Annotated in this window: 13 protein-coding genes; 3 read left to right on the forward strand and 10 right to left on the reverse strand. The window is 56.2% G+C overall.

All coding sequences use genetic code 11. From position 1 onward, the window contains the following. Nucleotides 1–415, forward strand: a 415-nt coding sequence (locus L1249_RS16515) for a transposase (RefSeq protein ID WP_235253754.1), incomplete at its 5' end; no start/stop codon positions are given. Between the two features lie 1,016 nt (nucleotides 416–1,431). Here L1249_RS16515 and L1249_RS16520 read toward each other — a convergent pair. The 7 genes from L1249_RS16520 to L1249_RS16550 form a co-directional block, all read right to left on the reverse strand. Further along, nucleotides 1,432–2,502 carry a porin gene (locus L1249_RS16520; protein WP_235253755.1) on the reverse strand — a complete coding sequence of 357 codons (1,071 nt, stop codon included), beginning with the start codon at nucleotides 2,500–2,502 and terminating at the stop codon, nucleotides 1,432–1,434. Between the two features lie 264 nt (nucleotides 2,503–2,766). Then, complete coding sequence (locus L1249_RS16525; protein ID WP_235253756.1) at nucleotides 2,767–3,513, reverse strand: ProQ/FINO family protein; 747 nt, start codon at nucleotides 3,511–3,513, stop codon at nucleotides 2,767–2,769. A 21-nt stretch (nucleotides 3,514–3,534) separates the two neighbouring features. Beyond that, on the reverse strand, nucleotides 3,535–4,074 hold the full coding sequence (locus L1249_RS16530; protein ID WP_058576379.1) for a dihydrofolate reductase: 540 nt from the start codon (nucleotides 4,072–4,074) through the stop codon (nucleotides 3,535–3,537). Next, nucleotides 4,071–4,916, reverse strand: a complete 846-nt coding sequence (locus L1249_RS16535) for a thymidylate synthase (protein ID WP_044630811.1) — start codon at nucleotides 4,914–4,916, stop codon at nucleotides 4,071–4,073. The genes L1249_RS16530 and L1249_RS16535 overlap by 4 nt, the downstream gene beginning before the upstream one ends. Before the next feature lie 192 nt (nucleotides 4,917–5,108). Next, on the reverse strand, nucleotides 5,109–5,897 hold the full coding sequence (gene lgt / locus L1249_RS16540; RefSeq protein ID WP_062375809.1) for a prolipoprotein diacylglyceryl transferase: 789 nt from the start codon (nucleotides 5,895–5,897) through the stop codon (nucleotides 5,109–5,111). Nucleotides 5,898–5,947: 50 nt separating this feature from the next. Further along, complete coding sequence (locus L1249_RS16545; RefSeq protein WP_235253757.1) at nucleotides 5,948–6,745, reverse strand: sulfite exporter TauE/SafE family protein; 798 nt, start codon at nucleotides 6,743–6,745, stop codon at nucleotides 5,948–5,950. After that, a complete protein-coding gene (locus L1249_RS16550) occupies nucleotides 6,742–7,905 on the reverse strand; it encodes a response regulator (protein ID WP_172514641.1) in 1,164 nt (387 codons plus the stop codon). Before L1249_RS16550 ends, L1249_RS16545 begins: the two co-directional genes overlap by 4 nt. Before the next feature lie 149 nt (nucleotides 7,906–8,054). Here L1249_RS16550 and L1249_RS16555 point away from each other — a divergent pair, with 149 nt between their 5' ends. Next, on the forward strand, nucleotides 8,055–8,822 hold the full coding sequence (locus L1249_RS16555) for an NRDE family protein (RefSeq protein ID WP_235253758.1): 768 nt from the start codon (nucleotides 8,055–8,057) through the stop codon (nucleotides 8,820–8,822). Nucleotides 8,823–8,829: 7 nt separating this feature from the next. Here the strand turns inward: L1249_RS16555 and ptsP are convergent, their stop codons facing one another. Together ptsP and L1249_RS16565 are read right to left on the reverse strand one after the other, a co-directional pair. After that, on the reverse strand, nucleotides 8,830–11,091 hold the full coding sequence (gene ptsP / locus L1249_RS16560; protein ID WP_235253759.1) for a phosphoenolpyruvate--protein phosphotransferase: 2,262 nt from the start codon (nucleotides 11,089–11,091) through the stop codon (nucleotides 8,830–8,832). An 87-nt stretch (nucleotides 11,092–11,178) separates the two neighbouring features. Then, nucleotides 11,179–11,673, reverse strand: coding sequence for an RNA pyrophosphohydrolase (locus L1249_RS16565; RefSeq protein WP_009096477.1), 495 nt, complete (start codon nucleotides 11,671–11,673; stop codon nucleotides 11,179–11,181). A 163-nt stretch (nucleotides 11,674–11,836) separates the two neighbouring features. Between L1249_RS16565 and L1249_RS16570 the strand changes: the two genes are divergently transcribed. After that, nucleotides 11,837–12,493, forward strand: coding sequence for an HAD family hydrolase (locus L1249_RS16570; protein ID WP_235253760.1), 657 nt, complete (start codon nucleotides 11,837–11,839; stop codon nucleotides 12,491–12,493). Between the two features lie 638 nt (nucleotides 12,494–13,131). Here the strand turns inward: L1249_RS16570 and L1249_RS16575 are convergent. Next, a complete protein-coding gene (locus L1249_RS16575; protein WP_044630754.1) occupies nucleotides 13,132–13,365 on the reverse strand; it encodes a hypothetical protein in 234 nt (77 codons plus the stop codon). Nucleotides 13,366–13,648 lie beyond the last annotated feature (283 nt).

The raw sequence follows: 13,648 nt of genomic DNA on the forward strand, positions 1-13,648 counted from the left end.
GGTGCTGGCGGAGCTCGGTGATATCACGCGCTTCGATTCGCCCCGCCAACTGATGGCCTACCTGGGGCTGGTGCCCAGCGAGCACTCGAGCGGTGGTAGCCGGCGGCAGGGCGGTATCACCAAGACCTGCAATGGCCACGTGCGACGGGTGTTGGTGGAAGCCGCCTGGAGCTACCGCTTCCCGGCCCGCAAGACACGAATCATTGAGCAGCGCGCCGAGAAGACCTCGCCAACGGTGCAGGCGATCGCCTGGGAAGCGCAGAAGCGCTTATGCGGGCGTTACCGTCGCCTGTCCGCCACGGGCAAAGCCAAGCAGCAGGTCACCACCGCGGTGGCGCGTGAGTTGGCTGGTTTCCTGTGGGCGATTGCCTGTGAGGCCATGGGCAAGCCGCATGGCAGCCGGGCTACCGCATGATCCTCGCGTCCCAGTGCCTACGGCTCAGGGAGCGTCGGGCCGGTGGGAGACCCCCTGACCCTCCTATGAGGCCTCCGCCCTCCAGGGCGGAGTGACCCTCGCTTGTAGACCAGGGTAGCTCCGCGACGAAGTGATGACAGGTCGGTACCCAACCCACGAATACCAGAGAGATCCACCGTCGCTGATAGCCCCTCGCTTCCTGAGCCGTAGGCATTGAGGACAATCACATGTAGTAAAGCCAACCGACCCCTTGACGGGTCAATCCATACCAGGAGGGGGAGTCGCCTCCCCCGTCCTCTCACACCACCGGGCAAACGGATCCGTACCACGGCGGTTCCTGTCATCCACTATTGGACTGAGCTTCGTTCCGCTGAATCCGCCCGCCTGTGTGCTCTAAGCGCTTCGACAGTCGTTGGGCTTCCGGCCCGCCACACAGTTATCGAGAGCCCTCCGGGGAGGCTTCTGCTCGTACACATCAGAAAGCGGTCAACTATCCGCTCGTGACAGGTTCAGCCCTTCAGCTCTTGGTTAAAGAGCCTACTATGGCCTCTGCTGACTCCTGTTCGCCCATCCCGACACCTCACGGTGTCGGTAGCCAATGGCAGGCGAACAGGCCTCCCAGGGTAAGGCGCGCGACCTTCCTCCCATCTACCCGCCGCATCTACTTCCACATCTTCTGGATAGCTATTGGGCTTCGAGTTTCATGGCCCTCTCGCCCAGATGTGGCTGCCTCATATGCGGTTCCTGTTCGTCGGGCCAGGAGTTTGCCTACAGCTTCCTTCAGATTCCGCCTCACGACGAACACCCTTGCTGTTCAGCTAACGGTTCCCGCTATCAGGGTCCGTAGGGGACTTTCACCCCCAAGTCATCCGGCCAACCACCACGGCGGACCGGATAGCGCCTAATTGGCGCTGCGCGCCATGCCTGGCGCACCACCATAAAAAAACCGGCCCCAAAAGGGGCCGGTTCATTATCTACTACAGGTGTTACAACTTTAAGCTTGGTTTAACCAAGGCTTAGAAGTGGTAACGAGCGCCAGTCAGGTAGTAAATGTCGTCGCCGTCAGCGCGCTCAACGCTAACAGGGCCGTCGCCGCCACCGATGGTGACGTCGATGGACTGCTGGTCACGCTGGTTCAGCTCCAGGAACACGTCGAAGTTACTGGAGACTCGGTAGTAAGAACCCAGGGCCCATGCAGTACGGTCATCGCCATCAGCACCGTCTTCGCTTACATCGTAGATGTCAGCAGTGAACGCCCACGGGCCAGTGGTGTAAGTACCACCCAGACCAACTTTGTCGTAACCGTTGCCGAAACCTTCGTCGCTGTGCTCACGGCCTTCGTAGCCCAGGCGAACGGAGAACTGGTCGTTCACGTCGTAAGAACCGATCAGGCCGCCCAGCATTTCGCCGTTACCGCCGCCACGAACTACGTCTTCAACGAAGCCCAGACCTACAGTGAACGGACCTTGCTGGTAACGAACACCACCTTGCGGTGCAATTACGCTGCCTTCTTCACGAACCGGCTCAAGTGCGCCACGCTCGCTGTAGTACTTCAGCTGCAGGAAGGCAGTGAAACCGTCGAGTTCCGGCGTGTAGTAACCGATAGAGTCGCCGCGAGACTGCTTCGAATGACCAGCGAACTCTAGGTCACTATCAGCGAAGATGTAAACGTCGAACGGCTGAGATACGAACTGGCTGTAGAAGCTGTCAAAGTTACCAGCTTGGAAAGTACCGTACTGCTTGCTTTGCAGACCCAGGTAGCTCTGGCGAAGTTCGTTGAAACCGCCGTCGGTGGTGCTTTCATCACCATCGAAGCGCCATTCTAGACGACCGAAAGCCGTCAGGTCAGACGTCACTTCCTGGCTCATGCGCAGGCCCAGACGAGAGAAGACGTCTACGAACTCAGCGCTGTTGTCGATTGCTTCGTTATCAGAGTTGAACTCGGGGCCGCCACCTTCGATACCCATGGCGATACGGCCGTATACGTCCAGACGAGTGCCGTCTTGGTCATATACAGTCGCTGCTTGAGCGGCAGCAGAGGCACCCAGGGCGCCAATGACAGCAGTCGCTAAAAGTGTCTTTTTCATGATATAGGTTCCTTTAACTAGCTTACTGTTTCGATCGTTATTACTGGCCTTCGTAGAAGCCAGCAAGTGGCTTGCGGGCCATGCTCTTTTTCTCATCCGCCGGTTTTTCCCGGTGGTATGCGACATGTCCTCAACAAAGCCTTGTTATAGTCCAATGCTCGCAGGTCAAACTCTATACCGGGATTCCAGGAAACGCAATAGAAAAAAACAGTGTTTTTTTACGATTTGTGTTTTTTTACGGAACCCACAACACGGACTCGGGTCTCAGCGGCCTTCGAATTTTTGCTGCAAGCCTTTTAGTTTCTCTTCCATGCTAAGCGGCTTTTTCTGCTCGATTTTTTCTGGAACGGGCGTTCTCGAGGGGAGCTTCTCATCGTTTGGCGATGAGTTACTCGCGGCTGGCTGCGCTTTATTCGTGCGACTTTTCGCGGGGGGAGCCGGACGCTCCATTCGTTTTTTCGTGGGCGCTTCTTGTCGCCGCTCACTGGCATGTTTCGCGGCTTCTTTGTCCACCTTGCCGGCAGGCTGGCCATCTAAATCGACACGCTCTGCTCCTTCACGCATGGATTTGATATAACGCGGCAAATTGACGTAGTTGGCTAGCGCCCGACGGATCAATTTACTCGGCCAAGGCTCGCGCTCGGCCAAATCCTGGTGAATCCCCACTTTCAAGGGTTTGGTGTGCCCTTTGAAGAAGGCATGTGGGTAACGCTGATACCACTGCTTCAATAACGCTTGCGGCGAGGGTTGCGTGACGGCTTCTGGCGTTACTGGCTCGCTGACCGCCGCTGATACGTGCTCGGGTGCTTCGTTCGGCGCTTCTTCTGCCGCCGCGACATCGGTCTCGTGTTCAGCGGGCGATGCCGTAGGCTCCCCTGAGGCGCGAGTCGATAGCGCGGCTAGCTGCTGTTTCAACTGCTGATTCTCTTCGCGCAGCGCAATGAGTTCGGCCTTGTTTTGTTCGAGCCGTGTTTCTAACGTTTCTAGTAGATGCAGTACGCTGGCGGCCATAACCCCCTCCTTTGACCCAAATCAGTCGCTGACACGCTCGTACACGACGAAGTCATAATTTGGCTGCCCTTCTGCGGGCTGCCCGGCGACTCGCTGAACTTCTTGCCACTCTTCCGTCGAGAACGCGGGGAAGTACGCATCGCCTTCCACTTCTATATCGACTTCCGTGATGTAGAGACGTTGGGCAAACGGTAAGGCTTGACGGTAAATCTCGCCGCCGCCCATGACCATGATTTCTTCTGCCGCTTCGATTGTCGCCTGCTGATCGGCAAGCGCTAACGCAGCCGGTAGCTCATGGCATACGCGCGTGCCTTCTGCACTAAACTGGGCATCCCGAGTCACGACGATATTGAGACGATTGGGCAGCGGCTTGCCAATGGAGGCGAAGGTTTTACGTCCCATGACCAGCGGCTTGGCCTGGGTCATACGTTTGAAGAATTTCAAATCTTCAGGCAAGTACCAGGGTAGCTTGCCATCGACGCCAATGACGCGATTCTTGGCCATGGCGACGATCATCGCAACGGGCACCAGCGGTTCATAGGCGGTGGCTTGCTGACTCATACGGCTACCTTTGCTTTGATATGCGGATGGGACGCGTAATTTTCGATCTGAATATCATCGAAGGTGAAGTCGAATAGGTTCGTGACCTCTGGATTGAGCACGAGCCTAGGCGGTGGCATGGGCGTGCGGGTTAGCTGCTCCTGCGCCTGCTCTAGATGGTTGCTATACAGGTGGGCATCTCCAAGCGTGTGAACGAATTCCCCCGGCTGTAAGCCCGTGACCTGGGCCACCATGCTCAGCAGCAACGCGTAACTGGCGATATTGAACGGCACGCCGAGGAAAATATCGGCACTGCGCTGGTAAAGCTGGCAGGAGAGTCGCCCGTTGGCGACGTAGAACTGAAACAGACAGTGGCACGGCGGCAGCTTCATTTCATCCACTTGGCCTGGGTTCCAGGCCGAGACAATTAACCGCCGCGACTGCGGGTTGGTGCGAATTTGCTCTAGCACATTGGCAATCTGATCCACGCTGCCGCCCTTGGGGTGCGGCCAGCTACGCCATTGATAGCCATATACGGGGCCCAGGTTGCCCTCTTCATCGGCCCATTCGTCCCAGATACGCACGCCGTGTTCTTTCAGGTAACCGATGTTGGTATCGCCCTTCAGAAACCACAGCAGCTCGTGGATGATGGAGCGTAAATGCAGCTTCTTGGTGGTCAGCAGCGGAAAGCCGCGGGAAAGATCGAAGCGCATTTGATGACCAAAGACCGAACGTGTGCCGGTGCCGGTGCGGTCACCGCGATCAACGCCCTGTTCGAGCACAGTGCGCATCAAGTCCAGGTAAGGCTGTTCAAGCGCAGGCAATTCGTTCGACGTGGTAAGCGAAGGCGTTGTAGCAGTCACAAGGTTTCCAGATTAACAGCGAGTATGAGGCTGTATTCTAGGCCGCCCTAAAGGCAACGTCTATGTTAAGGGTGGTGGAAGGGAGCTTTAGCTCGCGATGATGCAGGCAAAAGTGCCTGCCCAGACAGTCGCCCAATGAAATTGGCCTCCCACAGGCAGGTTTAGGTGGATGCTCTGAGCGCCACATCCGAATCAAACCTTGGCGTCGATGGGCTTGCCTTTTGACCAGAGCATCAGGAGGAGTCCGAGAATAATCATGGGTAGGGTGAGGAGCATGCCCATGGTGAACCAGCCAAAGGCGAGGTAGCCGATGTGGGCGTCGGGCATGCGGACGAATTCGACCATGAAGCGGAAGACGCCGTAGCCCAGCAGAAACAGGCCGGAGATGAACCCGCGCGCACGAGGTTTGGCCGAGACCCACCAGAGGATGACGAACAGCACGGCGCCTTCCAATACGGCTTCGTAGAGTGCCGAGGGGTGACGCGGCTCTGGGCCCATGCCGGGAAAGGGCATGCCCCAGGGAAGCGAGGTCACGCGGCCGGGCAGCTCGTGGTTGATGAAGTTGCCGATGCGCCCTGCCCCCAGGCCAATCGGCACGAGCGGGGCGATGAAGTCGGTGAGGGTGAAGAAGGCCAACTGCTTGCGGCGGGCAAATAGCCAGGCGGCCAGCAATACGCCCATCAAGCCACCATGGAAGCTCATGCCGCCATCCCACACGCGGAAGATCCAGAGCGGGTCGGCCATCCACTGTTCTAATCCGTAAAACAGCGCGTAGCCCAAGCGACCACCGGCGACTACGCCAATGGCACAGTAGAAGAGCAAATCGCCGATATCATCTTTAGTTAAGCCGATACGCGGTGCGCGCTTACAGCCCAGCCACCAGGCAGCGACAAAACCAACTACATACATTAGGCCATACCAATGCACTTGCAACGGGCCTAGGGAAATCGCGACAGGGTCTATCGTTGGGTAGTTGATCATTCACTTTCTCTAATCAAATAAAAGAAACGCTACAGTGTGCCAGAGCGCCATTACGCCAGTATGAAGCGTAATCCCACCACAGCGAGCAGAGCAGCAAAACAGAAACGCAGTGCATCGGCAGGCAGCACATGGGCCAAACGCACGCCAATACGGGCAAACGGCACGCTGGTGGCTACGATACCGATAAATGCTGGCCACATAACAAATCCGGTTGCCCAATGAGGCAAGTGCGGGTTCCCCCAACCCACCACGATAAAGGTCACCGCCCCTACCGCTGCTATTGGTAAGCCACAGGCCGCAGAGGTTCCCACCGCTTGTGTCATAGTGGCACCGCAGCGAGAGAGCCAAGGCACTGTCATGGCACCACCGCCTATACCGAACAGCGCAGAAATCGCTCCAACTACGCCACCCGCAATGGTCATTGCTACTTTTCCAGGGGCAATAGTGCCGGGTTTCGGCGTAAGCCCGATGACCATTTTGGTAGCTAATAGAAGTACGAAGACGCCAAAAAGCGTACCCAGCACGGTGCCCGACAAGTTATCAGCAATAAACACCCCAGCAATCGCGCCTAGCATTAAGCCGGGCAGCAAGGCCATAAACCAAGCACGATGCACGCTACCTTTACGAAAATGCCCAAGGGCTGAAGAAGCGCCGGTAATGACGATAGTGGCAAGCGAGGTGCCAACAGCAAGGTGCATAGTGATCTCAGGGGAAATGCCCTGTAGCCCGAAGGCAAACACCAGCACAGGAACAATAATGATCCCGCCACCAACCCCAAATAGCCCGGCCATCGTGCCAGCGACTGCCCCTAGCGCCAAGTAACTGGCTAAAATGGCTGCAAAGGTCATTGGTTCGGCCTCTCCAGGGCGTGAGGCAACCATTTATTAATCATGCTATGCAAGGTATCCGGTTGATAGGGTTTGGCTAGAAGGTCATCCATTCCAGCGGCTTCGCAGGTGTCTCTGCCCGCGTTATCGACATTGGCGGTCAACGCAATCATCACACTGCGCTGCTTTTGATTTGATTGCTCAAACTTACGCCAACGGCGAGTCGTCTCAAGCCCATCGAGAGTGGGCATAAAAATATCCATAAAGACTAAATCATAAAAAGTGGACTGCTGGCGTTCTAGGGCTTGCTCACCGCTACTGACACCTTCCACCTTAAGGCCCTGGGACTCTAACATTTGCCGTGCCAGCATTAAGTTTACCGGCCCATCGTCAACGACCAATACGCGAGGCCGGTGCTCACCGCCCCCTGATAAATCGTCACTGCTTGTCTCATTCACACTCTGCTGCACGAAATTAGCTAATAGTGAGCGGATATCAGCAAGGCGTTCACGCAGGTGGGTAACGTTCTGGCGGCTGGTCTCAGACGCATCCTCCGTTAGCATGCTGCCAAGGTGCTCAAACAGGCTATCGGCTTCTCGTTGCATCAACGTTAGGTAGCTTGATTTAAGCCGAGACTCCTCTCTTGCCCGCTCTCTGCCTGCCATTAAATGTTTGAGTTGCTTCTGCTGGTGATGCAAGTCATCCAACAACGCTTGGTCACTCCTAGCATGACCAGCCTGTGTGACCACATGACCCGCTTTATCAAGCGTTCGAATAACCCCTTCTAGCTGGTCGTTCGCCAGGGTAAGCCGCTGGCAGGGCTGTTCATCGGCCTTCGGCTCAACAAGCGCTGGTAAAGAGTTAAGGGCCACCCTCCTGCGCAGCTCGTCAATACGCTGCTCAAGCTCGCTAAGCCCCTGCGTGAAGAGTGTGTCCTTATACTTGCCCCGCGCTTTGATTAACATTAAAAAAACGCCTACATTCATGCAGCTGCCCAACAGAAGGGCAAGCATTAGCCACACCGTGGTTGCCCATGACGCTTGGCTGGGTGACATTAGCCAGATAACGGCTCCTACCAACACACATAGCAGGACAAGCGCGGCCTGAACCAGTAATAATGGCCATAGAACTGGCCAGATAATGGCATTCCAGAAGTGCTCTCGCTGATAGCGTTGTGTCATTCGCGATGTCCCAGTTGGCAGGGCGTTAGGCTAGTAGAGATAGCCCGCATCATTAATCACGGTGCGAAAGTCAGTGTACGTCTCCACCGGAAGTGTGTCATGTCGCGCCACTTAAGTATGCCCCGAATAATGCCTATCATGAGTCATTTATGTGTTTAATTACGTTTCGTTGGTCACCCGATAGCCACACTCCTCTACGCTTAGCGGGTAATCGTGATGAGTTCCATACACGCCCTACTGCCCCACTGAGTGCGTGGAGCGACAAAGCACTGCTGGGTGGCAGAGACTTGGAAGCAGGTGGTACATGGCTGGCAGCAAATCGATACGGCATTGTGGCGGCACTTACCAACGTACGCGATACCACCTTACCCACGCCCCCTAACGCGCCCAGCCGAGGCGAACTGGTGGCGGGGGTACTTAGCAGTGACAACCCCGCCGCATGGCTAGACACCATGGCGAGTCACCAAGCCGAGCGCTACGCTGGCTTTAATTTATTAGTCGCTACCACCCACCAATGCTGGCACCTGCACCGGGGAAGCGATGGCATATCCCTTGTTAATGTGCCGCCCGGGGTTCATGGGCTTTCCAATGCCAGTTTGAATACACCTTGGCCTAAACTACAGGCTGTACGTTGCGCTATGCAGGGTAGTAATAATCACCTATGGCGGCCCGCCACGCGACAGGCGCTGCAAAACCCAGGGCAAGCCGCCGATCACTTGCTACCCGATACGGGGGTTGGCGTTACTCTTGAGCGTCAGCTCTCAGCGGCTTTTATCGTCGGCGAGCAGTACGGCACCCGCGCGACTACTTGGCTGACGCTTAGCCACCGGGGCGATGTGGCTATCACTGAGCAGCGCTTTGGGCCGCTCGGGCGCTTTACTGGCGAAACGACACTTACGGCGCTATGCCAACGATAGTAGCTTATTAATCACGAGGGGGCAGTAGGTGCGACAACTGCCACTCATCCAGCCGTTTATTAAGATGCTCATGGACCAGTGCGGGCGTATCCAGCCGCATGATCTCTTTGAGCAGCGTTTGCGCATCGGCCAGCGTGACCCGACGAATCGCGGCACGCACTTTTGGCAAGCTGGGGGCGTTCATGGAAAGGCTAGTAAAGCCCATCGCCATTAATAGCAGCGCGCCCGCCGGGTCGCCCGCTAGCTCACCGCACAGCGAAATGGGTTTATTTAACCGCTTGGCATCTTGGGCGAGCTCTTGCAGCGCCCCCAGCAGTGCCGGGTGTAGCGCGTCGTACAAGCTAGAGACCCGTGGGTTGTTACGGTCGACCGCCAGCAGGTACTGCGTTAAATCGTTACTCCCCACCGAGAAGAAATCGACACGCTTAGCCAGCGCATCCATTTGATAAATGGTGGCGGGCACTTCGATCATCACCCCAACTTTGGGCCGCTCTACCGCAATACTCTCCTCGCCCAACTCTAAAATGGCGCGGTCGAGAAGACGAATAGCTTCATCGACCTCTTCCACGTTAGTAATCATGGGGAACAGTACGTAGAGATTGCCTAAATCGTGGGAGGCTTTGAGCATGGCGCGCAGTTGCACCATCAGCACTTCGGGGTGATCAAGGGTAACGCGCATACCCCGCCAGCCCAGGAACGGGTTGGCTTCCTCAATCGGGAAATAGGGCAAATCTTTGTCGCCACCGATATCTAGAGTACGCATCACCACCGGCAGCGGCGCAAAGCCTTTCAACTGCTCGCGGTACATGCGCATCTGCTCTTTTTCACCTGGGAAGCGCTCGGTAATCATAAATGGCACTTCGGTGCGATAGAGCCCCACCCCGCCAATGCGGCTTTTCAGCAGTGCAGAGGCATCCACCGCCAAGCCAGTATTCACCATCAGCGGCATTTCATGGCCGTCGGGGGTTCTACTGGGCAGATCCTGTTCATGCTCCAGCACTTCGCTGAGCACTTTCTCTTCGGCAATCAGGCTAGCGTAGCGGGTTTGCAGCTCGGCGGCAGGACGCACAAATAGCCGCCCCCGGTGGCCATCTAGCACCACAGGTGCACCGTTCAGGCGTGGCAGCGGCAGGTCTACCATTCCTAATACCGTGGGAATGCCCATGGCACGGGCGACAATCGCCACGTGAGACGTACTGGAACCACGTACCGACACCAATCCTTTTAGCTTGTCGCGCGGCACTTCGCCCAGCATGGCCACACTGATTTCATCGCCAACTAAAATGGCGTTGTCTGGATAGGTTTCCGGCGTGGAAGGCGTATCTTCTTGCAGATGCGCCAACACGCGACGGCCCAGGTCGCGAATATCTGCTGCCCGCTCGCGCAGGTAGTCATCATCGACACGTTCTAGGTATTGCACATGGCGGCGAACGACATCGGCGAGCGCCCCCGGCGCCCACTGGCCTTCCCGAATTCGTTTTTCGACCTCTTCGGAGAGTGCCGCTTCGCCCAGCATCTGTTGGTAGACGTCGAACAGCGCTAGCTCCTGGGAAGAGATCCGGTTAACCAAACGCTCTGCAGCGGCACGAATCTCATCGCGGGTTTTGCCGATGGCCTCTTTTAGCCGGGCAATTTCGTACTCCTGGTCGCTGGGAATAAGATCAGGAACGCTATTGAGGTCGGCGGGAGGAGTGATCACCACGGCTTCGCCCATGGCCATGCCGGGTGAGGCCGCGACCCCTTTGAACATCGCCTGGCCACCGGGTAGCGCGGGGCGAGTGAGATTACCGGTGGCTAAGGCATGAGCCAGCACGCCCGAAAGCTGTGCCGCCATGGTGACCAGGAAGGCTTCATCTTCGTCATCGTAGCGGCGCTTTTCCGCCTGCTGCACCACCAGCACCCCCAACATGTGGCGCTGGTGGATAATCGGCACCCCAAGAAAGCTTGAATAACGCTCTTCACCGGTCGCTTCAAAGTAGCGGAAATGGGAGTGCGACTGGGCATCTTCCAAGTTGAGCGGCTCGCTGCGTTTGGCCACCAGCCCCACTAGGCCTTCCCCCAGCGGCAACACGACACGACCCACGGCTTGGGTACGCAGACCAATGGTTTCCATCAGAACCAACGACTCCAGTTCTTTATCGTAAAGATAAAAGGAGCACACGTCGGTCTGCATGGCTTTGCGTATGCGGCGCACCATGGTCGACAGCGCGGCGTCGAGGTTCCGTGCGCCATTCACTTCTTGAATAACGCGTCGCAGCACCTCAAGCATGGACGTTTTCCTATTCACTATTATTTGCCTCGCTGAGGGATTGTCCGGCTGGGCTAACACTGCTTTTATCCTGCAATGATGCGCGCGTTATCCTTCGTTATCTTGTGCCAAGCGCTGCACGCGAGGAGAAAGCTCTCTTAGCGCACGCCGATAGACCTCTCGTTTAAACGGCACCACTTGCCCTAACGGGTACCAGTAGCTAACCCATCGCCAACCGTCGAATTCCGGCTTGGGCGTGGCCGTCATACAAATACGGTTTTCTTGGCAACGAATTTTGAGTAAAAACCACTTCTGTTTTTGGCCAATACACACTGGCCTTGAGTGGGTACGAATCATGCGTCGTGGCAGACGGTAGCGCAGCCAGCCCCGGGTGCAGGCGACAATATCAACATCGTCGGCGGTTAAGCCGATCTCTTCGTGGAGTTCACGAAAAAGCGCTTGTTGTGGCGTCTCGCTTGCCTTAATGCCTCCCTGGGGAAATTGCCACGCATTTTGTCCTACACGACGCGCCCAAAGCAGCTGCCCCTGGCTATTGGCAATGATAATGCCAACATTGGGGCGAAAGCCGTCAGCGTCGATCACGGACATCACCTTCATAAATTTTCAGTTATGCCCATTTTTCCACAAGGGAGACAAGCGTATCAATACAATATCACGCTAAGTGGTGAAACCTAGGTGACTCTGCGATAATCCGGCGCTTTGTATCCGACGACCAACGTCCAACATTAACCATAAGGGGAGCGCCGTGAGTCTGGCCATTTTCGACCTGGATAATACGCTGCTATCCATCGACAGCGATCATGCCTGGGGGGAGTTTCTGGTGGAGCAAGGCGCAGTGGACCCGGTGGCCTACCGCGAGGCCAACGAGCGCTTTCTCGCCGATTACAACGCGGGCACACTGGATATGGCGGCATTTTTGGAAATGGCGCTGAAACCGCTGGCTGAAAACACGCCGGAGCAGCTGGCGGCGTGGCATCAGCAGTTTATGGCGAGCAAAATTGAGCCGCATATTCTGCCCAAAGCCGAGGAGCTGCTGGCCCGCCACCGCACCAAAGGCGATACATTGCTGATTATCACTGCCACCAACCGTTTTATTACCGGCCCCATTGCCGAGCGCTTAGGTGTTGATAATTTAATCGCTGTAGAGCCGGAAATGGTCAATGGCCGCTATACCGGCCGTGTTGACGGCGTGCCCAGTTACCGCGAGGGTAAAGTCATCCGCCTACAAGCGTGGTTGGAAGCCCAAGACCTCACGATGGATGGTGCGTGGTTCTACAGCGACTCCCACAACGACCTCCCGCTGCTAGAGAAGGTCGACCACCCCGTTGCCGTCGACCCCGACGACACCCTTCGCCAAGTGGCTGAAGAACGGAACTGGCGGATTATGAGCCTGCGGGATTAAGGTAAGTGTCACGCATTTCGTGAGATGGCGACAGCCGCCTCGATATCACCACCGTAATTCATTCAACCTAATGCCACCATCGGCACCCCTGGCGGGGTGCTTCGCGGGTGCGCTCCGCTTACGCCGCGCTACAAATTAGTCCACCTCAAGTACGTGACACCCGTAGCGCGGCGTAACGAATCTTGCGAGGGACGAGCAAATGAGGCATCCGCGAAGGCGGCGATTAGCCGCCTGGATTGGGCCACCGTGAATCATTCAATCTCGGTGACGACATCTACTCTTAAGAACTCAAGAGCATATTCAAAGACATAGCTTTGCCTGGGTGCTTAGCTGCCAATTTGGCATCGTCTGTGACCAATGTTGTTTGCGTCACCGTGGCAGATGCAGAAATGATGCTGTCAGGTAATTTCATCTGAGTATGACGACGTGTGTTGATCGTCTCTATTTTTACCGAGTGGTTGAGCTCGACGCGTGTCAGCTTGGCTAATAAAGCTGAAATAGCCTGTTCTTCTTGAAGGGGTCAACCTGGGAATCCCAACAGTTCAAGCTCAGTGATCACGGAGTAAGCGTAATAGGCAGGCGGCAGGCATAGCTGTCGCTCGATCGCGTTGATAAAAACGTTTGTATCGAGCAAATAGTTACCACTCATCCCGCATGCTCCGTTGATATTCGACCCCTTCCTGGGTTGTCAGAGTGGGCGCTTTGACAGACGAGAAATCGAGACCGGATGACGGCCCAGGCTCGCTCGGCTCTGATGTGCTGTTTTCATACAGCACCACAATCCGGGCATGTCTGTTTTTTAAGTCTCCATATTCGTCCGGGATTTTAACCATACCGTCTTGAATGTCTGCCTCAAACTCAATCGCCTGCATACCCTTCTCCTCTAACGGTGCCGATGAGTGCCCCAGCGTTCTTACGTCTTTATCTACCGCTGCTCTATTTGACACTCTTTTCATCAAAAATTCGAGGCGCACATTGACTCGTGGCGCTCACCCTATTGGAGGGTCGTACCTGCGCAGCCAATACCGACAGCGAGTAGGGTGAGGCGTTACCGCCTCATCCCTCTCACAGAACCGTACATACGGGCCACGTATACGGCTCATGCCATTAACTTACCCCGAACTCGGGGACAGTGATGCCGGTTTTGACCTTCGC

Origin of the sequence: Halomonas sp. Cn5-12 (assembly GCF_021532545.1) — a bacterium.
In the GTDB taxonomy this organism is placed as follows: domain Bacteria; phylum Pseudomonadota; class Gammaproteobacteria; order Pseudomonadales; family Halomonadaceae; genus Vreelandella; species Vreelandella aquamarina.